Raw genomic sequence first — 22,305 nt, forward strand, 5'->3', positions numbered from 1 at the left:
CGCACGCGGCGCCGGGCGCCGGCGGGGGCGTGAGGACGGCGCGGGGTATGCACAGGGGCGTCGGATTTCGGTCGATCCTCCCTCGCCTCGCGGCACGCAGTGCATAGGGGGGCGCACAGCGGGTAGGGACTGGTGCATCGTCTCTCGCTCGCGTATACGTCGTCAGGAGTAGACCGTGCCGCATCCGCCGCATCAGTCCCTGCAGGTAGCCGCCATAAAAAGCCTCCAGGGGCTCGGGGCGCGCCCCTCAGCCGTGCCGAAGCCGCGGGTGCCGGCGAGGGAAGAGGACGGCCCATGGCACGCGGAGGCGGTGTGCCGGAGGGACGAGGCGGGACTCTTCTTCGCCCCCTCCAAGGAGCCGACCGCGGCCAGGCTGTCGCGCGAGGAGGCCGCCAAGCGGGTCTGCGCCCGCTGCCCCGTGATGGTCGCCTGCCGGGAGCACGCGCTGCTCCAGCCCGAGCCGTACGGGGTATGGGGCGGGCTCACCGCCGCCGAGCGGCGCGTGGTGCTGGCGCGCAGGCGCCGCCGGGCCGCCGAGCTGCGCCAGGGGCCGGCGACGGGACCGATCGCCGCCGCGGGCTGAGCCGGACCGGGCCGGACCGGGTCGGGCCGTACGCCCGGTGCCCGTACGCGGAGCCCGCAGGGGCGCGGCCGCGCAAAGACACGCCGAAGGGGCGCTTCCCCCGCACAGGGAAGCGCCCCTTCGGCTTCGGGCGGGGTCCTACAGGGCGCGGTCGAAGTCGATCGCGCTGTAGGCCCGGAGCTTGGAGAGCCGGTGGGTCGAGTCGATCTGCCGGATCGTGCCCGACTTCGAGCGCATGACCAGCGAGGACGTGGTCGCGGTCTCGGAGCGGTAGTGGACGCCGCGCAGCAGCTCGCCGTCCGTGATGCCGGTGGCGACGAAGAAGACGTTCTCGCCGGAGACCAGGTCGTTGGTGTGCAGGACCCGGTCCAGGTCGTGGCCCGCGTCGATGGCCTTCTGGCGCTCGGCGTCGTCCTTCGGCCACAGCTTGCCCTGGATGGTGCCGCCGAGGCACTTGATGGCGCAGGCCGAGATGATGCCCTCGGGGGTGCCGCCGATGCCGAGGAGCAGGTCCACGCCGGTGCCCTCGCGGACCGCCATGACCGAGCCCGCGACGTCGCCGTCCGAGATGAACTTGATCCGGGCGCCGGTCTCGCGGATCTCCTTGACGATGCCCTCGTGGCGGGGGCGGTCCAGGATGACCACGGTGACGTCCTCGACGGCCATCTTCTTGGCCTTGGCCACCCGGCGGATGTTCACCGAGACGGGGGCGTTGATGTCGACGAAGTCGGCGGCCTCGGGGCCGGTGACCAGCTTCTCCATGTAGAACACCGCGGACGGGTCGAACATGGTGCCGCGGTCGGCGGCGGCCAGGACGGCGATGGCGTTCGGCATGCCCTTGGCGTTCAGCGTGGTGCCGTCGATCGGGTCGACCGCGATGTCGACCTCGGCGCCGGTGCCGTCGCCGACCCGCTCGCCGTTGAACAGCATGGGGGCTTCGTCCTTCTCGCCCTCGCCGATGACGACCACGCCGTTCATCGAGACGGTGGAGATCAGGGTCCGCATCGCGTTGACGGCGGCGCCGTCGGCGCCGAGCTTGTCGCCGCGCCCGACCCATCGGCCCGCGGCCATGGCGGCGGCCTCGGTGACCCGTACGAGTTCCAGGGCGAGGTTGCGGTCGGGGGCCTCCGGAGAGACTTCGAGCTGGGGCGGCAGGTTGTGCTCGGTCATCGGAGCGCACCTTTCTGTACGGCGACGGCCGGGAAGTGAGGGTGCTGGAACTCTATCGGTACGTCGACAAATTGAGCAGAGCGGGTCACGTATGAGCGGAATATCGGTCAGGCGATTGGCCTGAGCGGACAGATCCGGGTGCTGTTCGGTCCGCCGCGCCGACCCCGGCGATGATCGCCGCCGACCATGCGGGACGATGGTGCGATGGCAGGCATGAAGGGCAAGCAGACGGTCTGGGACATGGTCCGGTCGCTGGTCGTGATCGGTCTTCTTGTCGGCGGGATCTACCTGTGCATCCCGCACGACGACAAGGCCGACCCGACGCACGTCGTGGACTACCGGGTCGAGGTGATCACGGCCCGGCGCGCCGCGCCGTATCCGGTGGCGGCGCCCGTGGGACTGTCGGACTGGCGGGCGACCTCGGTGGACTTCGTCCGCAAGGACGGCAACAGCTGGCACCTGGGCTTCCTCGACCCGCAGAAGCAGTACGTGGCGGTCGAGCAGTCCACGGACACCTCGGACAAGTACCTCGGCAAGGTCACCCAGCGCGCGCAGGCCACGGGCCAGACGCAGCAGGTGGGGGACACGGCCTGGGAGCGCTGGGAGGGCGAGAAGTACGACGCCCTGGTGCGCCGGGAGCAGGGTTACGTCACCGTCGTGACGGGCACCGCCTCCTACGAGCAGCTCGGCGTGATGGCGGCGGCGCTGGAGTTCAAGCAGGGCGACAAGTAGCTGCCGCTGCTGCGGACGCGCAAAGGCCGCGCCCCCGGAATCCGGGGGCGCGGCCTTTCGCGTGTGCCTGCGGGCACCGCCGTCAGTGTCAGACGGTGGTGATGACCTGCTCGGAGGTCAGGCGCGGGCTGCGCGGGAACCAGGCGTCCTCGCCCGGCTTGCCGATGTTGACGACCATCAGCGGGGTGTGGTCGTCGTCCAGGAAGTCCTTCTGGAGGCCGGCGAAGTCCAGGCCCGTCATCGGACCGGCGGCCAGGCCGGCGGCGCGGATGCCGACGATGAAGTAGGCGGCCTGCAGCGAGGCGTTCACCAGGGCGGCCTGCTCGCGGACCGGGCGCTCGGAGAAGAAGGCGTCCTTGGCCTGCGGGAAGTGCGGCAGCAGGTGCGGGAGCTCCTCGTGGAACTCGTTGTCCGCGGAGAGGATGGCGACCAGCGGCGCGGAGGCGGTCTTGGCCTTGTTGCCCTCGGCCATGTGCTGCACGAGGCGCTCGCGGGCCTCGGGGGAGCGGACCAGGGTGATGCGCAGCGGGGTCGCGTTGAAGGCGGTGGGACCGAACTTCACCAGGTCGTATATCGCCTGGACCTGCTCCTCGGTCACCGGCTCGTCGGAGAACGAGTTGGCGGTACGGGCCTCGCGGAACAGGAGGTCCTGAGCGGCGGAGTCAAGAACGAGAGACATCGGAAAGCCTTCTTCCATACAAGAGGTGAAGCGATGTCCCAGACTCTACGGGGAAAGTAGATGAATTTTCAACTAAATCCCCGGGGGCGTGAGCGACCTCACTCCTCGTTCGCTCCGGCGCCGGTCTCCGCCCCCGTGTCGCGGGCCGCCAGTGCCGAGTCGAGCCGGGACCGGGCCCCCTCCAGCCAGTGCCGGCACACCTTCGCGAGCTCCTCGCCGCGCTCCCAGAGCGCCAGTGAGTCCTCCAGCGAGGTGCCACCGGCCTCCAGCTTGCGGACGACCTCGATCAGCTCGTCCCGAGCCTGCTCGTACCCCAGCGCCGTATCGGTCTCGGCCATTCCCGCTCCCACCTTAAATGTGTCGTACGAAGAAATTGTTGCGGCAGTGTGTCGTCTTCCGGGGCCCCGCGAGGGCCCTGGGCGAGGCCTCTAGGCCGGGTCCGCGCCCGGGTCGGCGCCCTGCGCGTCGGCCGCCGCGACCCGCACCGCGAACTCGCCCTCCGCCACCCGCGCCCGCAGCTCGTCGCCCGCCGCCACGTCCCGCGGCGACCGCACCACGTGTCCGTCCGCCCGCTGGAGCACCGCGTACCCGCGCTCCAGCGTCGCCGCCGGGGACAGCGCCACCACCCGGGCCAGGGTGTGCGCGAGCTCCGAGTCGGCCCGGTCCAGCAGGTGCCCCAGCGTGCGCCGGCCGCGCGCCAGCAGCGCCTCCACCTCGGCCTCGCGGGTCTCCACCATGCGCTGCGGATGCACGAAGACCGGCCGCGCCAGGGCGTGCGCGAGCCCCCGCTCCTCCCGGTCGAGCAGCCCCCGCACCGCGCGCAGCCCCCGGCCCTGGAGCTGGCGTACCCGCTCCAGCTCCTCGCCCACGTCCGGGACCACCTTCTTCGCCGCGTCCGTGGGGGTCGAGGCCCGTACGTCCGCGACCAGGTCCAGCAGCGGGGAGTCCGGCTCGTGGCCGATCGCGGAGACCACCGGGGTGCGGGCCGCCGCGACCGTGCGTACGACCTCCTCGTCGGAGAACGGCAGCAGGTCCTCCACGCTGCCGCCGCCGCGCGCCACGATGATCACGTCCACCTCGGGCAGGGCGTCGAGCTCCTTGACCGCCTCGATCACCTGGGGCACGGCATTGACCCCCTGGACGGCAACATTGCGCACCTCGAAGCGGACCGCGGGCCAGCGGCGCCGCGCGTTCTCCAGTACGTCGCGCTCGGCCGCCGAGGCCCGCCCCACCACCAGCCCGATCAGCTGCGGCAGGAAGGGCAGCGGCTTCTTGCGGTCCAGTGCGAACAGCCCCTCGCCGGCGAGCGACCGCTTGAGCCGCTCCAGCCGGGCCAGCAGCTCGCCGATGCCGACGGGCCGTATCTCCGTGGCCCGCAGGGACAGCTGGCCGCGCGGGGCGTACCACTCCGGCTTGGCCAGTACGACGACCCGCGCGCCCTCCGTCACCGAATCCGCGACCTCGTCGAAGACCTGGCGGAAGCAGGTCACGCTGAGGGAGATGTCGTGGGAAGGGTCGCGCAGCGTCAGGAAGACCACCCCCGCCCCCGGCCGCCGCGAGAGCTGCGTGATCTGCCCCTCCACCCACACCTGGCCGAGCTTGTCGATCCAGCCCCCGATGAGCCGGGACACCTGGCCGACGGGCAGTGGCGCCTCCGCCGATGTATTCAGACCCATGCACGCAGGCTAGGGGATGTCTGACGGATCTCCGTGGCGTCGCGACGCCCGGCACGCGCTCTCGCCGCACCGGCCGGAAGCCCGAGTACGTCCAGTACGCGAACTTCCGGCCGGCCCGCCGAGAGCACGCACCGGACGCCGCTCCTTCCCCACGGACATCCCTAGCCCCCGGCACCGACACCGGAGCCGGGCCCGGCTCGTCCGTCGCTCGCGCGTCGGCCGCGCTGGGACACCAGTACCCCCAGGCCCACCGCCAGCCACACCGCCCCCACGACCTGCGCCGTCCAGGCCGCCTCGACGATCACGGCCACGGTCACGGCGGCTCCGAGCACCGGGACGACCAGGTGCCTCCACCAGTTCGGCGGCCCCTCCATCCGCTTGGCCACGAACCAGCCCACCACCGAGGCGTGCAGCAGCGTGAACGCGACCAGCGCCCCGATGTCCACGACGGAGACCAGGTGGTCGAGCCCGTCGTCGCGCCGGGCCGCCCACACGGCGGCGATCAGCGTGACGGTCGCCGCCACCAGCAGCGCCGGGCGCGGAGTCCCCTGCGAGGTTGCGGCCAACGCGCGGGGCAGCCGGCGCTCCCGGGCCATCGCGAAGAGCAGCCGGCCGGCGGCGGCCTGCCCGGCCAGCGCCGCGAAGGCCGCGCCGATCGCCTTGCTGACCGCGACCAGGTCGTGCAGCCAGGGCCCGACGGAGGACTCCACCGCGTTGTAGAAGGCCGGGCCCTGGCGCGCCGGATCGGCGGCCAGCTCGGCGGCGGACACGGGCATCAGCAGCGCCGCCAGGTAGGTCTGCGCGATGAAGAGCACCCCGGTCAGCGCCAGACAGAACAGCACCGCCCGGGCCACCCGCGCCGAACCCCCCGTCACCTCCTCGGCGAAGGAGGCGATGGCGTCGAAGCCCAGGTACGAGAGCACCGCCACCGACACCGCGCCCAGCACGGCGGCCGTAGAGAAGCCGAGGGAGCCGTCACCGGTCAGCGGCGAGAGCCAGCCGCGCCGGGCCCCGTCCCGGACCAGCACGGTCACCGCGGAGACCAGGAACACCAGCAGGACCAGGATCTCCATGGCCAGCACGGCGAAGCCGACGCGCGCGGCCGCCCGTACGCCCCACAGGTTGAGCAGGGTCGTGATCACGACCGCCAGCGCCGTCCACACCCACCGGGACACCTCCGGGACCAGGGCGTTCATCGCGATCCCGGAGAAGAGGTACGCCACCGCCGGGATCAGCAGGTAGTCGAGCATCGCCATCCACCCGGCGATCAGCCCCGGACCCTCGCCGAGGCCCTTGCGGGCGTACGTGAAGACCGAGCCGGCCTGCGGGGCGACCCGCACCATCTGCGCGTACGAGAAGGCCGTGAAGGCCATCGCGACCGTCGCGGCCAGGTAGACGAGGGCGACGGCGCCGTGCGACTTGGCGTCGAGCGTGCCGAAGACCCCGACGGGGGCCATGGGGGCGATGAAGAGCAGTCCGTAGACCACCAGGTCCCGGAATCCAAGGCTCCGCCGCAGTGCGGGCGCCGTCGCGGGATCCGTGTCCGTAACGGACGCCATCCGTCCTCCGGGTGATAGGGGTGAGGGGCGGTGCAGGGCGGGGGTGACAGGTGGGACAGGCTTTCGCCCCAGTCTGTGCCGAACGGGGGACGGCGGGCCTCCTGGAGACCCCCGTACGATGGAGCCTATGACTGCTCCCGCTTCCCGCCGTGTCCTGCTCGCCGCCCCGCGCGGCTACTGCGCGGGCGTGGACCGAGCCGTGATCGCTGTCGAGAAGGCTCTCGAGCAGTACGGTGCGCCGGTCTATGTCCGCCACGAGATCGTGCACAACAAGTACGTCGTCCAGACGCTGGAGAAGAAGGGCGCCATCTTCGTCGAACGGACGGAGGAGGTCCCCGAGGGCTCCATCGTGATGTTCTCCGCGCACGGCGTGGCGCCCGTGGTGCACGAGGAGGCCGCGCGCGGCAAGCTCGCGACGATCGACGCGACGTGCCCGCTGGTCACCAAGGTGCACAAGGAAGCCATCCGGTACGCGAACGAGGACTTCGACATCCTCCTCATCGGCCACGAGGGCCACGAGGAGGTCATCGGCACCTCCGGCGAGGCCCCGGACCACATCACGATCGTGGACGGCCCGGACGACGTCGCCAACGTCGAGGTGCGTGACGAGTCGAAGGTCGTGTGGCTGTCGCAGACCACGCTCTCGGTCGACGAGACGATGGAGACGGTCGACGCGCTGAAGAACAAGTTCCCGCTGCTGGTCTCGCCGCCGAGCGACGACATCTGCTACGCCACCTCGAACCGGCAGGCCGCCGTCAAGGTGATGGGCGCCGACTCCGACCTGGTCATCGTGGTCGGCTCGAAGAACTCCTCGAACTCGATCCGGCTGGTCGAGGTCGCCCTCGACGCCGGTGCGCGCGCCGCGTACCTCGTCGACTTCGCGAGCGAGATCGACGAGGCCTGGCTGGAGGGCGTCACCACCGTGGGCCTGACCTCGGGCGCCTCGGTGCCGGAGGTCCTGGTCGAGGAAGTCCTGGAGTGGCTCGCCGTGCGGGGCTACGCGGACGTGGAGATCGTCAAGACGGCCGAGGAGTCGATCGTCTTCTCGCTGCCGAAGGAGCTGCGGCGCGATCTGCGCGCCGAAGCGGCCGCACTGGTCGCCGAGAAGTAGCCCCTTTCGTACGGTGTGTCCATGCAGATTTTCGGCGTGGACATCGGCGGTTCCGGGATCAAGGGCGCTCCCGTGGACCTGGACCGTGGCGACCTGGCGCGCGAGCGCCACAAGGTACTGACACCGCAGCCGGCCACCCCGGAGGGGGTGGCCGGCTGCGTCGTCGAGGTGGTTCGCCACTTCGACTGGGACGGCCCCGTGGGGGTGACCTTCCCGGGGGTGGTGACCGGCGGCGTGACCCGTTCGGCGGCCAACATGGACAAGTCGTGGATCGGCGTCGACACGGCGGCCCTGCTCTCGCGGGAGCTGGGCGGCCTGCCGGTCACGGTCCTGAACGACGCGGACGCGGCGGGGATCGCGGAGAGGTCGTACGGGGCCGGGCAGGGGCGGGACGGCACGGTCATCCTGCTGACCCTGGGCACCGGGATCGGCAGCGCGCTGTTCGTCGACGGGAAGCTGGTCCCGAACACGGAGCTGGGCCACCTGGAGCTCAAGGGCCACGACGCGGAGACCCGGGCGTCGGTGAAGGCCAAGGAGGACGGGGACCTGACGTGGGAGCGCTGGGCCCACCGGGTCCAGAAGTACCTGGCCCACGTGGAGATGCTGTTCTCCCCGGACCTCTTCATCATCGGCGGGGGCGTCAGCCGCAAGCCGGAGAAGTTCCTGCCGCTGATCGAGGGCATCCGGGCCGAGATCGTCCCGGCGAAGCTCCAGAACAACGCGGGCATCGTGGGGGCGGCGATGGCGGCGAGGCCACTGAAGGGCCGTCGGAGCTAGTGTCGCGTTTGGGTGGCTCTGGGTAGCCTGCGCCTGCCGATCAGCACGGCCTTGCGTACGACCGCGATCAGCGCGGCGATCAGTGTCCCGGCGTACAGCCAGCCGGCGTGCAGGGACAGCGCGGACACCAGACCCATGAGCTGGCCGCCGACGCCGCCGGAGCCGCCCGCCACGGGCCACACTCCGGCGGCGAAGGCGATCGGGGCGGAGATCGGCGCGGTGATCAGGTCGGCGGGCCGCACCCACAGCGCGGTCGCGGCGGCCACGGGCAGGAACAGCAGCCCGTACACGAACAGCGAGGCGCCGAACAGCAGCCAGGAGATCCCGCCCGCCAGCCCCATGGCGGCGCACGCGAAGAGCCCGCCGCCGAGGCCGGTCAGGCGGGGCCGCGGCAGTTGGCGCGCGGGGGCGGGCCGCCGGGCAGCGGCGCCCTGCTCGGGCACGGCTGAGCCCGCCGCGGCCCCGGGCGCCGACGGGCGGCCGCGTTGCGCCGGGGGTCGCTGCGGGTGAGCCGCCGGTCGCGTCCTGTATCGCTCCACCCTCCCAAAGTAGGCGGGAGGGCGGCCGGATCGGGCCCCGGACACGCGTACATCCAGCGCGGCTCCACGGAAAGTAAACTGTCCGGTGGCCCGCACCCGGGCCGCCGCCCCCTCCAGCTACGGGAAGTCGCCAACGTGTCGCTCACGATCGGAATCGTCGGCCTGCCGAATGTCGGCAAGTCGACCCTTTTCAACGCCCTGACCAAGAACGACGTGCTGGCGGCCAACTACCCGTTCGCCACCATCGAGCCGAACGTCGGCGTCGTCGGCGTCCCGGACAAGCGCCTGACCGTCCTGGCCGGCATCTTCGGCTCGCAGAAGCTCCTCCCGGCGACGGTCGACTTCGTCGACATCGCGGGCATCGTGCGCGGCGCGTCGGAGGGCGAGGGCCTGGGCAACAAGTTCCTCGCGAACATCCGCGAGTCGGACGCGATCTGCCAGGTCATCCGCGCCTTCCAGGACGAGAACGTCGTCCACGTCGACGGCAAGGTCTCGCCCAAGGACGACATCGAGACGATCAACACCGAGCTGATCCTCGCGGACCTCCAGTCCATCGAGAAGGCGGAGCCGCGCCTGACGAAGGAGTCCCGCCTCCAGAAGGAGAAGGTCGCGGTCCTGGCGGCGGTCGTCGAGGCCAAGAAGATCCTCGAAGCGGGCGACACCCTCTTCTCGAAGGGCATCACCAAGGGCACGGAGAAGGGCGACCTCCTCCACGAGCTGCACCTGCTGACCACGAAGCCCTTCCTCTACGTCTTCAACGTGGACGAGGACGAGCTGACGGACGAGGCCTTCAAGGCCGCGCAGAGCGCGATCGTCGCCCCGGCCGAGGCGATCTTCCTGAACGCCAAGCTGGAGTCGGAACTCGTCGAGCTCGACGACGACGAGGCCCTCGAACTCCTCCAGTCGGTCGGCCAGGAGGAGCCGGGCATGGCCACCCTGGGTCGCGTCGGCTTCGACACCCTGGGCCTCCAGACGTACCTGACGGCCGGCCCGAAGGAAACCCGCGCCTGGACGATCAAGAAGGGCGCCACCGCCCCCGAGGCGGCCGGCGTGATCCACACCGACTTCCAGCGCGGCTTCATCAAGGCGGAGGTCATCTCCTTCGAGGACCTGGTCGAATGCGGCTCGGTAGCCGAAGCCCGCGCCAAGGGCAAGGCCCGCATGGAAGGCAAGGACTACGTCATGCAGGACGGCGACGTAGTGGAGTTCCGCTTCAACGTCTGAGCGGATGAAATAACACCACGTCACTGACGTGGCAAACATGCAGGTCAGAAGGGGTCGGACTCTGTTGAGTCCGACCCCTTCGCCGTCACCGTGCTGGATGGGCGCTGGATATTCTGACGTGGGGTCAGCGGCAATCAGGTCTCGTAAACGGTGGAGCGATGCCCGACGTGCACGACCCACACCACCAGCTCACCGTTGTCGATCGTGTAGACGACCCGGTAGTCGCCGACTCGCAGCCGACGGCGTTCCGGCTGAGACACGAGCGCGGTGGTGTTGAACCCGAGGGGATCGCTCTCCAGCTCGGTCAGCTTCGCCAGGATGCGCAGCGCCATGTCGCGAGGGATCTTCCGAAGCTCGGCCTGCGCCTCGGGGCGGAAGACGGTCCGGTACTCACTCACGCGGTGCTCATTCACTGCGTGCCAGCGTCTCCCTCATGATGTCCTCGATCGGGATGCCGGGTGCCGGGTTGGCCATGCGCTCGTCGATGATCCGGTTGATCTCGCGCTCTTCCCATTCCTGGTACTTGCGCAGCACCTCGATGGAGACCACGGCGGCGACTTCCTTGCCCCGGCGCGTGATCACCGTGGGTACGTCGTCGCGGTCCGCGCGCTCCACGACCTCGGCCAGATGTGCGCGCACGTCGCGGATGGACTCTATGGGCAGCGGCTGCGTCATGCGCTCAAGCGTACCGAGTGTGCCATGTGTACACAACCTTGCGTCGGGCCGCGTGGTGCTGGATGTGTTGGATGAACTCGCACCGTGCTGGATGGGTGCTGGACAACCACTTCCATAACCGTGTTTTTGCAGGTGAGAGCTCTGTGCTGAACGTTCCGCTTCAACGTCTAGTCATCTGTGCAGGTCAGAAGGGGTCGGACCCTGACGAGTCCGACCCCTTCTGCATTCTCGTGCTGACGTGGTGCTGACTTTTCAGCCGCTTCGGGGCGGCGTGAGCTTGTCGAGGTCCAGGCTGATCGCGAAGGGCACCGGGCGCTTGAGGGTGCCCCGGAAGATGCCGGCGGGCGCGTAGGCGCCGGTGGGTTCGTCGAGCTCGTAGACGTGGACGACGGGAGCCCCGTCCTCGTCCTCGATGCACCAGTAGTGCGGGATGCCGGCCTCCGCGTACTTGCGGAGCTTTACTGTGCGATCGCGATGGGCGGACTCCGGGGAGACGACCTCGATGACGAGCTGGACGTCCTCCGGTGCGAACCAGGTGCGGTCGCCGTCGAAATCGGCCGTCGTCACCAGCAGGTCCGGTTCGGGACGGTTGCGCGGGTCGAGCTTGATGGTCATTTCGCGGCCGACTCTGGTGTCGGCGGGCACCTGCTCCATGAGTGCGACGGTGAGCATGGTGACGAGGTGGCCGTGCCACCACCTCTGGGGCGACATCATGAAGACGAGGGCTCCGTCGATCAGCTCGGTGTGGCGGGGCGCCTCGGGGAGGCGGTCGAGGTCCTCCGCGAACCAGCCTTCCGCGCGCGGCGGGCGCATCCAGTCGGGCAGTGCGGTCATGGCTTCACGGTAGCGGCCCGCAGCTCAAGCTGGGGGCGTTCAGACCTTGACGATCTCTACGGCGGGGCCGTACAGGATTGTCAGGTCCTCGGGGTCGGAGGTCAGGACGGTGACCGGCCGGGGTGCGCTGCGGGCGATGACGGCGAAGGCGGCGTCGATGGCGTACTTGTGGCCGTGGAGACGGTGGGTACGCAGGAGGGTCGCGGCCTGGTCGGCGATCTCCTTGGTGACGTCGTGAACGTCGAGGCGGGAGAGCTGGTGGCCACGCGGACTCCCTCCTCTGATGCCGCTTGGACCATTGCCACGACGGTACGGTCCTTGCGGTAGAGCTTCGAGAGGCCTTCGCTGTCGAGCATGAGGGTGCCAGGCATCAGGCGGCGGCCCCGCCGACCGGTCGGTGGTCATGACGCAGCAGCGCGCGGGCGGCCTCGACCTCCTCGCGGGTGAGCTCGTCATTGTCGGTCTCGAAGTCGGCGACGATCTCCCGGAGCTTGTCCATGGCGACGCGTTGTTCGAGGGCCTCGGCAACGTAGGCGGAGAAACCGCCGGGTCCGACGTGGGCGCGTACGGCTTCGGCGAGGTCCTCGGGCAGGCTGATCGAGTACTTCTTACTACCGCTCATGGTGTCGATGCTGCCGGTGGTCGCATGACTTCGGGGCCCTGCCTGCTGGGCATCGGCGGCGGCCGGGCAGGGGCATCGGCCGGTTCGTGGGGCCCGGGCTGCGTTGTTCTTGGGGGTGCGGCAGGGTGGGGGTGTGAGTGATGGTGTGGGTGAGGCGATTGCGGGGGAGTTGCGGCTGATGGCTCCCGAGGTGCGGGTGTCGCGGGCGTTGGCCGAGGGGTTGCTGGATCCGGAGTTCGTGGAGGTGGGCGCCTCCGGGCGGCGGTGGGACCGGGAGGCGATGCTCGCGGCGCTGGCCGGGATGGCGGGCGCGTCCGAGGACGGGCCGCGGTACGAGGCCGGGCCCATGACCGGCGTCGTGCTGGCACCGGGCCTCGTGCACCTGACGTACGAGACCCGCATCGGCGGGAGCCGGGCCCTGCGGAGCTCGATCTGGCGGAAGTCGGACGAGGGCTCCGGATGGCGGATGTACTACCACCAGGCCACGCCCGCCCCGGGCGAATAGGGGCCGCTCAGCCCCGCCAGCTGTGTGCGGCGCGGAAGCCCGGGGTGCGCCAGGCCGCCCGGGGGCGGGAGGTCGGGCGGGGTTCGGGGGTGGCGGCCGCGCGGGCCAGGAGGATCGCGGTGATCGCCGCCAGTTCCTCTGGGGCCGCGTCGCCCTTCTCTATGCGCAGCAGGGTGTCGGTGTTCATACGGGTCGGTTCTCCTGTTACTGCGGCGGGTTGCCGTGCTTGCGGGACGGCAGATCGGCGTGCTTGTTGCGGAGCATCGTGAGGGCGCTGACGAGCACCTCGCGGGTCTCGGCGGGGTCGATGACGTCGTCGACGAGGCCGCGCTCGGCCGCGTAGTACGGGTGCATCAGCTCGGTCTTGTATTCCTTGATCTTCTGCGTGCGCATCGCGTCGGGGTCGTCGGCCCCGGCGATCTCGCGGCGGAAGATGACGTTCGCCGCGCCCTCGGCGCCCATGACCGCGATCTCGTTGGTGGGCCAGGCGTAGGTGAGGTCGGCGCCGATGGACTGGGAGTCCATGACGATGTACGCGCCGCCGTACGCCTTGCGCAGCACGAGGGAGATGCGGGGCACGGTGGCGTTGCAGTAGGCGTAGAGGAGCTTGGCGCCGTGGCGGATGATGCCGTTGTGCTCCTGGTCGACGCCGGGCAGGAAGCCGGGAACGTCGACCAGGGTGACGATCGGGATGTTGAAGGCGTCGCAGAGCTGCACGAACCGCGCGGCCTTCTCCGAGGCGTGGATGTCCAGGACGCCCGCGTAGCTGGCGGGCTGGTTGGCGACGACCGCGACGACCTGGCCGTCCATCCGCGCCAGGGCGCAGATGATGTTGGTGGCCCAGCGCTCGTGGATCTCCAAGTACTCGCCCTCGTCGACGAGTTCCTCGATGACCTTGCGCATGTCGTACGCCCGGTTGCCGTCGGCGGGGACCAGGTCCAGCAGGACGTCGCCGCGGCGGTCGGCCCGGTCGCGGCTCTCGACCGCGGGCGGGTTCTCCCGGTTGTTCTGCGGGAGCAGGGACAGCAGGTAGCGGACCTCGGAGATGCAGGTCTCCTCGTCGTCGTACGCGAAGTGCGCGACGCCCGAGGTTCCGGCGTGGACGTCGGCGCCGCCGAGGCCGTTCTGGGAGATCTGCTCGCCGGTGACGGCCTGGACCACGTCCGGGCCGGTGATGAACATCTGCGAGGTGTCGCGGACCATGAACACGAAGTCCGTCAGGGCGGGGGAGTAGGCGGCGCCGCCCGCGCACGGGCCGAGCATGACCGAGATCTGCGGGATGACGCCCGAGGCCTTGGTGTTGCGCTGGAAGATGCCGCCGTAGCCGGCCAGCGCGGAGACGCCCTCCTGGATGCGGGCGCCCGCGCCGTCGTTGAGCGAGACGAGCGGGGCACCGGCCGCGAGGGCCATGTCCATGATCTTGTGGATCTTCGTGGCGTGGGCCTCGCCGAGCGCCCCGCCGAAGATCCGGAAGTCGTGCGCGTACACGAAGACCGTGCGCCCGTCCACCGTGCCCCAGCCGGTGATCACGCCGTCCGTGTAGGGCTTCTTGTCCTCCAGGCCGAAACCGGTCGCCCGGTGCCGGCGCAGCGGCTCGACCTCCTGGAAGGAACCCTCGTCGAGCAGCAGCGCGATGCGCTCACGGGCGGTCAGCTTGCCCTTCGCGCGCTGCGCTTCGGTCGCGCGCTCGCTGGGGCCGCTGTGCGCCTGCTCCTTGATCTGCCGCAGCTCCGCCAGCCGGTTGAGTGCTGATTGCTCGCTCGTGGTCACGTCGGTTCCTCGGTGGGGTCGATAGGGGGGAGGCGCCCGGTTGCAGGCGCCCGGTCGGACGCGGGCGGTCAGCGGCTGCCGACCGCTGCGGGCAGGTCGGCCAGTTCCGCCAGGACCTCGGCCGGGAGGGTGACCGCGCCGGCCGCGAAGTTCTCCTCCAGGTACTTCGGGGTCTTGGTGCCGGGCAGCGCCATGACCCCCGGACCCTGGGCCAGTACCCAGGCGATGGCCAGCTGCGGAACGCTGATCCCCAGGCGGGCCGCGATCCTGCCGGTGGTCTCGGTGATGGCCTGGTTGGCGGCGATGGCCTCCGGCTGGAACCGGGGGATCCCGCGGCGGGCGTCGACGCGCGGCAGGTCCTCGACCGTGGTGATCCGGCCGGAGAGGAAGCCGCGGCCCAGCGGGGCGAAGGCGATGAAGGTGATGCCCTGCTCCGCGCAGTACGGGACGACGTCCCCGGTGGCGTCCGGGCTCCACAGGGAGAGCTCGGACTGGACCGAGGCCACGGGGTGGATCGCGTGGGCGCGGGAGATCTCGTCGACGGAGGCCTCGGAGAGGCCGATCGCCTGGGTCAGGCCCGCCTGGACGAGCTCGGCCATGGCGCCCCAGCTCTCCTCCACGGGGACGGCCGGGTCGACGCGGTGGAGCTGGTACAGGTCCACGTGGTCGGTCCCGAGCCGCAGCAGGCTCGCCTCGCACGCGGCGCGCAAGTGCTCGGGGCGGCCGTTGCGGTGGGTGCGGCGGGCCCCGTCGACGATCAGACCGCCCTTGGTGGCGAGCACGACCTCGTCGCGGCGGTCGCGCAGCGCCTTCCCGACGAGCCGCTCGTTCGTGAACGGGCCGTACTGGTCGGCGGTGTCGAAGAAGCGGACGCCCATGTCGATGGCCCGGTGGATGACGCCCACCGAGGTCGCGTCGTCCCACCCCTCCTGGTCATAGCCCCAGGACATGCCCATGCAGCCCAGTCCCACCCGACCCACGGCAGGTCCTTCGGTTCCCAAGTTGATGGTGTGCACGGTGGCCTCCAAGGGGCTTGCTGCTGGCGGTAGATGCAGATTCACATCGGATCGAAGGTTATCGCAGATGTCTGACACTACTGTGAGTCCTACCATGCGTCGCATCCGATGTGACCTGTGATGATGCCCTCAGCTGGTTAACGGTGCGTGTCGTTCAAATGATTGATCAAACCCCTTGACGGTGGGGTTGATGGCGCATAGCGTCCTGCCTCGTGCCAGGACCCTGACACTCGTCCGGGGTCGAACGTTCATCGTGGCACCGCCCGTGCAGCGCCGCCGGGCCGCCGAGGATCCGACCGGCCGACACGGCCGCGGTCAGGACCTGTCTTCTTGGTGAGGGCCGCCGTACGGGCGGGCCGTCGCCCCTAATGCTTCGGGTGGTGTCAGGGTGGGGATCGATCGCTTTGAGTCGAACGCGAGTGTCATTTCCGAGGAGCTTCCGCTCTCCTACGTACGGACCGTCGACCGGACGCTGCTGCACCGCAGCGCGCTGTCCGAGGTGTTCCTGACGGACTACCGCCACCAGGCCCCCTCCCGGTTCCTCGCCGCCGCCCAGCTGCCCGCCTCGCACGCCTACTACACCGACCACCTCAGCCAGTCCCGGGTCCTGGACCCGCTGCTGCTCCTGGAGTGCTGCCGACAGGCGGAGACGTACGCCGGGCACGCCCACTTCGACATCCCGCACGACCAGAACTTCATCCTGAAGTCCTGGTCCATGACCTACGAGCCCACCCCGGCCCCCGCCCCCGGCACCCGGCCGGCGGAGCTGCGCATCGAGGTGGAGACCGCCAACGAGCGCCGACTGCGCGGGCAGTTGCGCGGTGTGACGTACGTGATGGCGATGCTGCTGGGCGCCGAGCGCATCGGCGAGGTGCGCATGGACGTCGGCTACCTGCCCTCCGAGGTGTACCGCTCGCTGCGGCACGGCCGCCGCCCCGACGCCCCGGCGCTGTCGGACCTCCTGCCGCCGCGCCCCGTCGACGCCCTGGCGGAGGCGGCCTCGGTGGACCGTGCGGACCGGCGCAACGTCGTACTCGGCAGGGTCGACCGGACCGGCCCGCTGACCGGGAGCGCCCTGCTGCTGGCCCCGTTCGACAACCCCAGCATGTTCGACCACCGCCAGGACCACATGCCCGGCATGGTCATGATGGAGGCCGCCCGCCAGCTCGGCCTGTACGTCATGGCCGAGGGCGCGCCGGCCCCCGCGGCGGTCATGACCGGCTTCACCGCGGACTTCTTCCAGTACGCCGAGCTGGACCGCCCCACGCTGGTGACCGCTCGCCCCGGGCGCGGCACGGACGGGACCGACACCGTCCTGGAGATCTCCTTCGAACAGGAGTCGACGGTCGTGGCCTCCGGCGAGATCACCCTTCGGGCCGCCGACGGCCTGCCCGGCTGACCGCCCACCCCGACGCAGACACGGCGTAGGCGAACACGGCGTACCTGAACACGGCGTACCCGAACACCGCGTACACGAACACGGCTTATACGAAAGGACTCGTCATGGACCTGAGGGACGGGCTGGGGATCAAGGCCGTACGCGTCTGGCTGCCCGAGCGGGCCGACACCGCGCACGAGGCCGTCGCCGCCGGCCGGATCGACACCGAGGAGCAGGCCACCGCGGGCATCCGGCAGCTGCCGGTCTCCGACCTGGCCGCACCCGACATGGCCGTACGCGCCGCCCGCGCCGCACTGGCCGCCGCCGGACCGGACGCGCCCGCTCCGGACCTGCTGATCCACGCCTGGATCCACCACCAGGGCCACGACTTCTGGTCCCCGGCGCACTACGTCGCCCGCGAACTGGGCGCGCTCCACACGCTTCCGGTCGGCATCCAGCAGATGTGCAACGGCGGCGCCGTCGGCCTGGAGCTCGCCGCCGCGCGGCTCCTGGCCGACCCCGGCTGCCGCAGCGCGCTGGTGACCACCGCGGACCGCTTCGCCGACGAGGGTTTCGACCGCTGGCGCGGCGACTACGGGGTCTGGTACGGGGACGCCGCCACCGCGGTCGTCCTGCACCGCCCCGACGGCAGCGCCGACGAACTGCTCCTGCGCTCCCTGGCCACGGCCACCATCCCCGAGGTGGAGGCGCTGCACCGGGGCCGCGACGCCTTCTCGCCCGCGCCGCGCTGGCACAGCGACCGGGTCGACGTCCGACGCACGAAGAAGGCGTTCATCGAAGACACCGGACTGGACGTCTTCTACGGGCGCGTCCACTCCGTACTGCACGACATCGTCCTCGGGGCGCTGGCCGACGCCGGGCTGGAGCCCGGCGACCCGCGCGTGAAGCTGATCGCCTTCCCCCGTGTGGGCGACAAGGTGCTGAACGAGACCTATTACCCGGGCGTCGCCGGCCTCACCAAGGCGCGGAGCATCCGCCTCGGCGCCGACACCGGACACCTCGGCGCCGGCGACATGGCGGCCAACTTCGAGGAGATCAGGCGGCGCGGGCTGCTGGACACCGGCGAGATCGCCCTGGTGATCAGCGCGGGCGGCGGATTCACCTTCTCCTGCGCCGCGGTGGAGATGCGGCAGTGACCGACCGCAGGACCCGCACGGCCCCCAATACACGCCCCACCGAACCGACGACCCCGACCCGGAGCGCAACGATGACCCCTGAACAACGACGCGAGTCCGCACCCGCACCCGACGTGCTGGTCGTGGGCGCGGGCCCGGTCGGCCTGGTGGTCGCCTGCGAACTGGTACAGCAGGGCATCCCCGTCCGGCTGGTCGACGCCTCCGTCACCTCGCCCGAGCACTCCCGGGCCGCCATCGTCTGGCCGCGCATCCTGGAACAGCTGCGCCGCATCGGCGCGGCCGCCCCGCTGATCGACGCGGGCCACCAGGTGGACGGGGTGAGCTTCTACTCCGAGGGCAACCGCCTGGGCTCGGTGTCCATGAACCACCTCCCCGGCACCCCGTACCGCTTCGCGCTGACCGTCCCGCAGAACGTCACCGAGTCGGTGCTGGAGAAGCGCCTCCTCGAACTCGGCGGCAGCATCGAGCGCGGCGTCACCCTGGAGCGCCTCACCCAGGGCCCGCAGCAGCGGACGCGGGTGAGCCTGCGCACCGCCGAAGGGGCGCTGGAGGAGGCCGAGTACGGCTGGGTGGTCGGCGCGGACGGCGCGCACAGCACCGTACGCAAGCAGCTCGGCATCGCCTTCGAGGGCTCGGCGCCGGACCTGACCTTCGCGATCGCCGACGCCCCCGTCGAGGGAGGGCTCTCGCACCGCATGCTGCACTACCTCTACTCCGCCCGGGGCGCCTTCGGCCTCGCACCGCTGGACGGGGTGAACTTCCGGCTGGCCGTCAGCGTGCCGCACCAGGAGGAGGGCGCCGCCGCGCCGTCCCGCGACCTGTTCCAGGAGCGCCTGGAGCAGGTCGCGCCGGGCGCGGGCACCATCGGCGAACTGCACTGGAGCACCACGTTCCGGCTGCGCTGCCGTACGGCCGCGACCTTCCGGCAGGGGCGCTGCTTCCTGGCCGGCGACGCCGCGCACATCATGAGCCCGGCCGGGGGGCAGGGCATGAACACCGGCCTCATCGACGCGGTGAGCCTGGGCTGGCGGCTCGCCGGGGTCATCCGCGGCCGGCTGGCCGACTCCGTGCTCGACGAGTACGACGCCGAACGCCGGGCCGCCGCCCACCGGATCACCCGTACCACCGGACTGCAGACCCGCTGGGGCCTGGTGAGCGGCCGGGCACGCACCGCCGCCCGCGACGGCATCGCCCGCGTCGCCGACCGCACCGGACTGCTCCAGCGCGTCGCGGCCCCGGTGATGAGCCAGCTCGACATCGGCTACGCCCCGCCGCAGGACCGGTGGTCCGCCGTCAAGGGCGCCGCCACCCGGCTGGCCGGCGTCTCGGGGGCGCGGCCGGGCACCCGGCTGCCCGTCTTCGTCGCCGAGCCGGGCGACGCGGACCGGCGCACCGGCCGGCCGCGCATCGCGGGGGACCTGCCGAGCGTGCTGCTGTGGCCCGGCGTCCACCGGGGGCCGGGCTGGGCCGAGCGCGCCGCGGCCGCCCGCGCGGCGATACCCGCCGGGACACCGGTGGTGGACCTGGCCGAGGTCGTCTCGCCGGACCTGGAGCGGAGCTTCCCGCGCGACCCGGTCGCGGCGGTCGTCCGCCCCGACGGGCACCTCGCGGCCTTCGTGCCGCTGACCCGGCCCTGGGAGATCGCGCCCGCACTGCGGCGCGCCGGGCTGCTGCCCGCCGCCGATACCGCCTTCGGGACCTCCCGCGAGGTGACGGCATGACGCGCGTCGCCGTGGTCCGCGGCATCGGTGCCTGGCTGCCCCCGACGGTGGTCACCAACGACATGCTCGCCGCCCGCCTGGACACCTCGGACGAGTGGATCCGCAGCCGCACCGGCATCGGGCAGCGCCATGTGGTCGACCCGGGCATGAGCACCGGCGACCTCGCGGTCGAGGCCGGGCGGCGGGCCCTGAACTCGGCCGGCGTCAACTCGGTCGACATGGTCGTGCTGGCCACGACCACCCCGGACCGGCCCTGCCCGGCCACCGCGCCGAACGTGGCGTACCGGCTGGGGCTGACCGGCGTACCGGCCTTCGACGTCTCGGCCGTGTGCAGCGGATTCCTCTACGCGCTGTCCACCGCGGCCGCCATGATCGGCGCGGGCCAGGCCGACAGCGTGCTCGTCATCGCCGCCGAGGCCTTCACCACCCTGCTCGACCCGCAGGACCGCTCCACCGTGGCGATCTTCGGCGACGGCGCGGGAGCCATGGTGCTCGGCGCCGGCCAGGAGGGCGACCCCGGCGCGGTGCTGGGGATCGACCTCGGCAGCGACGGGGCGCTGGCCGACCTGATCACCGTACGGGCGGGCGGCTCGCAGCAGCCGCTCGCGGCCGACCCGACGGCCGGCGTGACGGCGGACCCCGCGGACGCGTGGTTCAGCATGCGCGGCCGCGAGGTGTTCATGAACGCGGTCGTCCGTATGGACGCCTCGGCCCGCGAGGTGCTCGGCAAGGTCGGCTGGAGCGCCGACGACGTGGACCTCTTCGTCGGACACCAGGCCAACGCCCGCATCCTCAAGGCCCTGGGGGACCGGCTCGGCGTCCCCGGGGACAAGGTCTTCTCCCACATCGAGCACGTCGGCAACACCGCCGGCGCCTCGATCCCCGTGGCCCTCGCCGACGCGGTGGCCACCGGCCGCCTGCGCGGTGGCGACAAGGTGCTGCTCAGCGCCTTCGGCGGCGGCGCCACCTGGGGGAGCGCCGCCCTGAACTGGCCGGACCTCGTGGCCGGCTGACACCACCCCCTTCCTTCTCACCTCACGGCACGACACACAGGAGCAAGACGACCATGACCACCACCACCGACACCACCACCGACACCTTCACCCGCATCGCCGCCGTCCTCGGCCGCCACTTCGGCGTCGACAGCGCCGAGGTGCAGGCCGGCACCACCTTCGAGGAGCTGGAGTTCGACTCCCTCGTCCTGGTGGAGTTCGCCCTGACCCTTCAGCAGGAGTTCGGCGTCGACGTCTTCGACTACGAGCTGCTGGAGTGCCCCACGGTCGCGGACGTCGAGAAGCTCATGCTGACCAAGGCCGAGGCGGCGGTCTGACGATGGGCACAGCGCAGCGAGACGGCATCGCGGTCACCGGCCTGGGCCTGGTGACCCCGGCCGGCATCGGAGTAGACGAGAACTGGCGACGCGTCCTCTCGGGCCGCAGCGCCGCCGCCTGCGACCCGGAACTGGAGGGCGGCAAGCCGGACTTCTCCTGCCGGGTGCCCGGATTCGACGCGGCCGCACTGCTGGGCCGTACCAAGGCGTGGCGCTACGACCGCTTCGTCCAGCTGGCGATCGCGGCCGCACGGGAGGCGGTCGCGGACTCCGGACTGGATCCGAAGCAGTGGGACGGCGCCCGGGTGGCGGTCGTCATCGGCAACTCCCTCGGAGGATCGACCACCTTCGAGCGGCAGTGCCAGACGATGGGCGAACAGGGCCCGGGCATGGTCTCGCCCATGCTGGTCCCGATGTCCATGGTCAACATGGTCGCCGGGTACGTGGCCATCGACTGCGGGGCCAAGGGGCCGAGCCTGGTCACCGCCACGGCCTGCGCCTCCGGCACCACGGCCGTCGGCTACGCGCAGGACCTGCTGCGCAGCGGCGCCTGCGACGTGGTGATCGCCGGGGGTTCGGAGTCGGCGATCAGCCCCACCGTCATGGCGGGCCTGAACCAGATGGGCGCGCTGTCCAAGCGGATGGACTACCCGGAGCTGGCCTCGCGGCCCTTCGACGCGAACCGTGACGGCTTCGTCGCCGCCGAGGGCGCCGGCATCCTGGTGCTGGAACGCGCCGCCGACGCCCGGGCCCGGGGTGCCTCCGTGCACGCGTACGTGAGCGGTTACGGGGCCTCCTCGGACGCCCACCACGCCACCGCGCCGGACCCGCAGGGCCACGGCGTCGAGCGGGCGGTGCGCGCGGCACTGGCCGACGCGGGACTCGCGCCCGAGGACATCGGCCACGTCAACGCGCACGGCACGTCCACGCCGATGAACGACGTGACGGAGGCGCGCGGCCTGTACCGCGTGTTCGGCGAGGGCGCGGCCGTCTCCTCCACCAAGGGCGTCACCGGCCACCCGCTGGCGGCGGCCGGAGCGATCGAAGCCGCGTACACGGTCCTGGCCGTCAAGCACGGCCGGATCCCGCCGACGGCCAACCTGACCGAGAGGGACCCGGACATCGCCCTGGACCTGGTCGCCGGCGCGCCGCGGCAGACGCGGCTGCTCGCCGCGATCAGCAACTCGGCGGGCTTCGGCGGCCACAACGCGGCGCTGGTCGTGACCGCCGCCTAGGGGGTGTCTGCC

General features: G+C 71.4%; 25 protein-coding genes and 1 pseudogene. 12 read left to right on the plus strand and 14 right to left on the minus strand.

All coding sequences use genetic code 11. The features are described from left to right. The first annotated feature begins 175 nt into the window (after window positions 1-175). Window positions 176-583 carry a WhiB family transcriptional regulator gene (locus ACZ7GJ_RS03380; RefSeq protein WP_470748965.1) on the plus strand — a complete coding sequence of 136 codons (408 nt, stop codon included), beginning with the start codon at window positions 176-178 and terminating at the stop codon, window positions 581-583. Window positions 584-721: 138 nt separating this feature from the next. Here ACZ7GJ_RS03380 and glpX read toward each other — a convergent pair whose 3' ends face one another. After that, window positions 722-1,753, minus strand: coding sequence for a class II fructose-bisphosphatase (gene glpX, locus ACZ7GJ_RS03385; RefSeq protein ID WP_365927082.1), 1,032 nt, complete (start codon window positions 1,751-1,753; stop codon window positions 722-724). A gap of 204 nt (window positions 1,754-1,957) precedes the next feature. Here glpX and ACZ7GJ_RS03390 point away from each other — a divergent pair, with 204 nt between their 5' ends. Continuing rightward, complete coding sequence (locus ACZ7GJ_RS03390) at window positions 1,958-2,485, plus strand: DUF4245 domain-containing protein (RefSeq protein ID WP_470748967.1); 528 nt, start codon at window positions 1,958-1,960, stop codon at window positions 2,483-2,485. Window positions 2,486-2,573: 88 nt separating this feature from the next. On the opposite strand, the gene ACZ7GJ_RS03395 is transcribed toward ACZ7GJ_RS03390, so the two are convergent. From ACZ7GJ_RS03395 to ACZ7GJ_RS03410, 4 genes are all read right to left on the minus strand, one after another. Next, window positions 2,574-3,164, minus strand: a complete 591-nt coding sequence (locus ACZ7GJ_RS03395; RefSeq protein WP_470748969.1) for a malonic semialdehyde reductase — start codon at window positions 3,162-3,164, stop codon at window positions 2,574-2,576. Between the two features lie 98 nt (window positions 3,165-3,262). Beyond that, on the minus strand, window positions 3,263-3,502 hold the full coding sequence (locus ACZ7GJ_RS03400) for an exodeoxyribonuclease VII small subunit (protein ID WP_470748971.1): 240 nt from the start codon (window positions 3,500-3,502) through the stop codon (window positions 3,263-3,265). 90 nt (window positions 3,503-3,592) lie between these two features. Then, window positions 3,593-4,840, minus strand: a complete 1,248-nt coding sequence (gene xseA, locus ACZ7GJ_RS03405; protein ID WP_470748973.1) for an exodeoxyribonuclease VII large subunit — start codon at window positions 4,838-4,840, stop codon at window positions 3,593-3,595. Between the two features lie 161 nt (window positions 4,841-5,001). Further along, entirely contained in the window at window positions 5,002-6,399 is a 1,398-nt protein-coding gene (locus tag ACZ7GJ_RS03410) for an APC family permease (RefSeq protein WP_470748975.1), read from the minus strand. A 118-nt stretch (window positions 6,400-6,517) separates the two neighbouring features. Here ACZ7GJ_RS03410 and ACZ7GJ_RS03415 point away from each other — a divergent pair, with 118 nt between their 5' ends. Both ACZ7GJ_RS03415 and ppgK read left to right on the plus strand, forming a co-directional pair. Next, on the plus strand, window positions 6,518-7,510 hold the full coding sequence (locus tag ACZ7GJ_RS03415) for a 4-hydroxy-3-methylbut-2-enyl diphosphate reductase (RefSeq protein ID WP_470748977.1): 993 nt from the start codon (window positions 6,518-6,520) through the stop codon (window positions 7,508-7,510). 21 nt (window positions 7,511-7,531) lie between these two features. Further along, window positions 7,532-8,287 (plus strand): polyphosphate--glucose phosphotransferase, encoded by a 756-nt coding sequence (ppgK, locus tag ACZ7GJ_RS03420; RefSeq protein WP_470748979.1) that lies wholly within the window; start codon window positions 7,532-7,534, stop codon window positions 8,285-8,287. On the opposite strand, the gene ACZ7GJ_RS03425 is transcribed toward ppgK, so the two are convergent. Then, complete coding sequence (locus tag ACZ7GJ_RS03425) at window positions 8,284-8,730, minus strand: DUF6542 domain-containing protein (RefSeq protein WP_470748981.1); 447 nt, start codon at window positions 8,728-8,730, stop codon at window positions 8,284-8,286. The two genes, ppgK and ACZ7GJ_RS03425, sit on opposite strands and share 4 nt — an antisense overlap. A gap of 231 nt (window positions 8,731-8,961) precedes the next feature. Here ACZ7GJ_RS03425 and ychF point away from each other — a divergent pair, with 231 nt between their 5' ends. Beyond that, window positions 8,962-10,050, plus strand: a complete 1,089-nt coding sequence (ychF, locus tag ACZ7GJ_RS03430) for a redox-regulated ATPase YchF (protein ID WP_470748983.1) — start codon at window positions 8,962-8,964, stop codon at window positions 10,048-10,050. A gap of 134 nt (window positions 10,051-10,184) precedes the next feature. On the opposite strand, the gene ACZ7GJ_RS03435 is transcribed toward ychF, so the two are convergent. From ACZ7GJ_RS03435 to ACZ7GJ_RS03455, 5 genes and pseudogenes are all read right to left on the minus strand, one after another. Further along, window positions 10,185-10,448 (minus strand): type II toxin-antitoxin system RelE family toxin, encoded by a 264-nt coding sequence (locus ACZ7GJ_RS03435; protein WP_099889685.1) that lies wholly within the window; start codon window positions 10,446-10,448, stop codon window positions 10,185-10,187. A 7-nt stretch (window positions 10,449-10,455) separates the two neighbouring features. Further along, window positions 10,456-10,725, minus strand: coding sequence for a type II toxin-antitoxin system Phd/YefM family antitoxin (locus tag ACZ7GJ_RS03440; protein WP_007266282.1), 270 nt, complete (start codon window positions 10,723-10,725; stop codon window positions 10,456-10,458). Between the two features lie 252 nt (window positions 10,726-10,977). Next, complete coding sequence (locus ACZ7GJ_RS03445; RefSeq protein ID WP_470748986.1) at window positions 10,978-11,559, minus strand: Uma2 family endonuclease; 582 nt, start codon at window positions 11,557-11,559, stop codon at window positions 10,978-10,980. 39 nt (window positions 11,560-11,598) lie between these two features. Continuing rightward, window positions 11,599-11,930 (minus strand): annotated as a pseudogene (locus tag ACZ7GJ_RS03450) (PIN domain-containing protein). After that, window positions 11,930-12,181, minus strand: coding sequence for a hypothetical protein (locus ACZ7GJ_RS03455; protein WP_470748988.1), 252 nt, complete (start codon window positions 12,179-12,181; stop codon window positions 11,930-11,932). The pseudogene ACZ7GJ_RS03450 and the gene ACZ7GJ_RS03455 overlap by 1 nt, the downstream one beginning before the upstream one ends. A 178-nt stretch (window positions 12,182-12,359) precedes the next feature. On the opposite strand from ACZ7GJ_RS03455, the gene ACZ7GJ_RS03460 reads away from it, so the two are divergent. Beyond that, window positions 12,360-12,686, plus strand: coding sequence for a nuclear transport factor 2 family protein (locus ACZ7GJ_RS03460; RefSeq protein WP_470749626.1), 327 nt, complete (start codon window positions 12,360-12,362; stop codon window positions 12,684-12,686). A 7-nt stretch (window positions 12,687-12,693) separates the two neighbouring features. On the opposite strand, the gene ACZ7GJ_RS03465 is transcribed toward ACZ7GJ_RS03460, so the two are convergent. The 3 genes from ACZ7GJ_RS03465 to ACZ7GJ_RS03475 form a co-directional block, all read right to left on the minus strand. Continuing rightward, a complete protein-coding gene (locus ACZ7GJ_RS03465) occupies window positions 12,694-12,873 on the minus strand; it encodes an acyl-CoA carboxylase subunit epsilon (RefSeq protein WP_470748990.1) in 180 nt (59 codons plus the stop codon). 17 nt (window positions 12,874-12,890) lie between these two features. Further along, complete coding sequence (locus tag ACZ7GJ_RS03470) at window positions 12,891-14,456, minus strand: acyl-CoA carboxylase subunit beta (protein ID WP_470748992.1); 1,566 nt, start codon at window positions 14,454-14,456, stop codon at window positions 12,891-12,893. Window positions 14,457-14,524: 68 nt separating this feature from the next. Further along, window positions 14,525-15,436, minus strand: coding sequence for an aldo/keto reductase (locus ACZ7GJ_RS03475; RefSeq protein WP_470748994.1), 912 nt, complete (start codon window positions 15,434-15,436; stop codon window positions 14,525-14,527). Between the two features lie 424 nt (window positions 15,437-15,860). Here ACZ7GJ_RS03475 and ACZ7GJ_RS03480 point away from each other — a divergent pair, with 424 nt between their 5' ends. The 6 genes from ACZ7GJ_RS03480 (at window position 15,861) to ACZ7GJ_RS03505 (ending at window position 22,293) form a co-directional block, all read left to right on the plus strand. Further along, complete coding sequence (locus ACZ7GJ_RS03480; protein ID WP_470748996.1) at window positions 15,861-16,871, plus strand: ScbA/BarX family gamma-butyrolactone biosynthesis protein; 1,011 nt, start codon at window positions 15,861-15,863, stop codon at window positions 16,869-16,871. Window positions 16,872-16,975: 104 nt separating this feature from the next. Next, the gene (locus ACZ7GJ_RS03485) at window positions 16,976-18,007 is read left to right on the plus strand and encodes a 3-oxoacyl-[acyl-carrier-protein] synthase III C-terminal domain-containing protein (protein ID WP_470748998.1); all 1,032 of its coding nucleotides are present in this window, start codon (window positions 16,976-16,978) and stop codon (window positions 18,005-18,007) included. A gap of 71 nt (window positions 18,008-18,078) precedes the next feature. Next, the gene (locus ACZ7GJ_RS03490) at window positions 18,079-19,728 is read left to right on the plus strand and encodes an FAD-dependent monooxygenase (protein WP_470749000.1); all 1,650 of its coding nucleotides are present in this window, start codon (window positions 18,079-18,081) and stop codon (window positions 19,726-19,728) included. Beyond that, the gene (locus tag ACZ7GJ_RS03495) at window positions 19,725-20,741 is read left to right on the plus strand and encodes a beta-ketoacyl-ACP synthase III (protein ID WP_470749002.1); all 1,017 of its coding nucleotides are present in this window, start codon (window positions 19,725-19,727) and stop codon (window positions 20,739-20,741) included. The genes ACZ7GJ_RS03490 and ACZ7GJ_RS03495 overlap by 4 nt, the downstream gene beginning before the upstream one ends. 53 nt (window positions 20,742-20,794) lie before the next feature. Continuing rightward, entirely contained in the window at window positions 20,795-21,058 is a 264-nt protein-coding gene (locus ACZ7GJ_RS03500) for an acyl carrier protein (protein WP_470749004.1), read from the plus strand. Window positions 21,059-21,060: 2 nt separating this feature from the next. Then, complete coding sequence (locus ACZ7GJ_RS03505) at window positions 21,061-22,293, plus strand: beta-ketoacyl-[acyl-carrier-protein] synthase family protein (protein ID WP_470749006.1); 1,233 nt, start codon at window positions 21,061-21,063, stop codon at window positions 22,291-22,293. Window positions 22,294-22,305: the final 12 nt, after the last annotated feature.

Source organism: Streptomyces sp. NPDC037242, from assembly GCF_055604165.1.

Excerpts from the sequence above, each read along its gene's own strand:
- ACZ7GJ_RS03445 (WP_470748986.1), bottom strand. The coding sequence starts at position 11,559 with ATGACCGCACTGCCCGACTGGATGCGCCCGCCGCGCGCGGAAGGCTGG.
- xseA (WP_470748973.1), bottom strand. The coding sequence starts at position 4,840 with ATGGGTCTGAATACATCGGCGGAGGCGCCACTGCCCGTCGGCCAGGTG.
- ACZ7GJ_RS03505 (WP_470749006.1), top strand. The coding sequence starts at position 21,061 with ATGGGCACAGCGCAGCGAGACGGCATCGCGGTCACCGGCCTGGGCCTG.
- ACZ7GJ_RS03440 (WP_007266282.1), bottom strand. The coding sequence starts at position 10,725 with ATGACGCAGCCGCTGCCCATAGAGTCCATCCGCGACGTGCGCGCACAT.
- ACZ7GJ_RS03465 (WP_470748990.1), bottom strand. The coding sequence starts at position 12,873 with ATGAACACCGACACCCTGCTGCGCATAGAGAAGGGCGACGCGGCCCCA.
- ACZ7GJ_RS03455 (WP_470748988.1), bottom strand. The coding sequence starts at position 12,181 with ATGAGCGGTAGTAAGAAGTACTCGATCAGCCTGCCCGAGGACCTCGCC.
- ACZ7GJ_RS03410 (WP_470748975.1), bottom strand. The coding sequence starts at position 6,399 with ATGGCGTCCGTTACGGACACGGATCCCGCGACGGCGCCCGCACTGCGG.
- ACZ7GJ_RS03500 (WP_470749004.1), top strand. The coding sequence starts at position 20,795 with ATGACCACCACCACCGACACCACCACCGACACCTTCACCCGCATCGCC.
- ACZ7GJ_RS03415 (WP_470748977.1), top strand. The coding sequence starts at position 6,518 with ATGGAGCCTATGACTGCTCCCGCTTCCCGCCGTGTCCTGCTCGCCGCC.
- ACZ7GJ_RS03400 (WP_470748971.1), bottom strand. The coding sequence starts at position 3,502 with ATGGCCGAGACCGATACGGCGCTGGGGTACGAGCAGGCTCGGGACGAG.
- ACZ7GJ_RS03390 (WP_470748967.1), top strand. The coding sequence starts at position 1,958 with ATGGCAGGCATGAAGGGCAAGCAGACGGTCTGGGACATGGTCCGGTCG.
- ACZ7GJ_RS03395 (WP_470748969.1), bottom strand. The coding sequence starts at position 3,164 with ATGTCTCTCGTTCTTGACTCCGCCGCTCAGGACCTCCTGTTCCGCGAG.
- ACZ7GJ_RS03495 (WP_470749002.1), top strand. The coding sequence starts at position 19,725 with ATGACGCGCGTCGCCGTGGTCCGCGGCATCGGTGCCTGGCTGCCCCCG.
- ppgK (WP_470748979.1), top strand. The coding sequence starts at position 7,532 with ATGCAGATTTTCGGCGTGGACATCGGCGGTTCCGGGATCAAGGGCGCT.
- ACZ7GJ_RS03460 (WP_470749626.1), top strand. The coding sequence starts at position 12,360 with ATGGCTCCCGAGGTGCGGGTGTCGCGGGCGTTGGCCGAGGGGTTGCTG.
- ACZ7GJ_RS03490 (WP_470749000.1), top strand. The coding sequence starts at position 18,079 with ATGACCCCTGAACAACGACGCGAGTCCGCACCCGCACCCGACGTGCTG.
- ACZ7GJ_RS03485 (WP_470748998.1), top strand. The coding sequence starts at position 16,976 with ATGGACCTGAGGGACGGGCTGGGGATCAAGGCCGTACGCGTCTGGCTG.
- glpX (WP_365927082.1), bottom strand. The coding sequence starts at position 1,753 with ATGACCGAGCACAACCTGCCGCCCCAGCTCGAAGTCTCTCCGGAGGCC.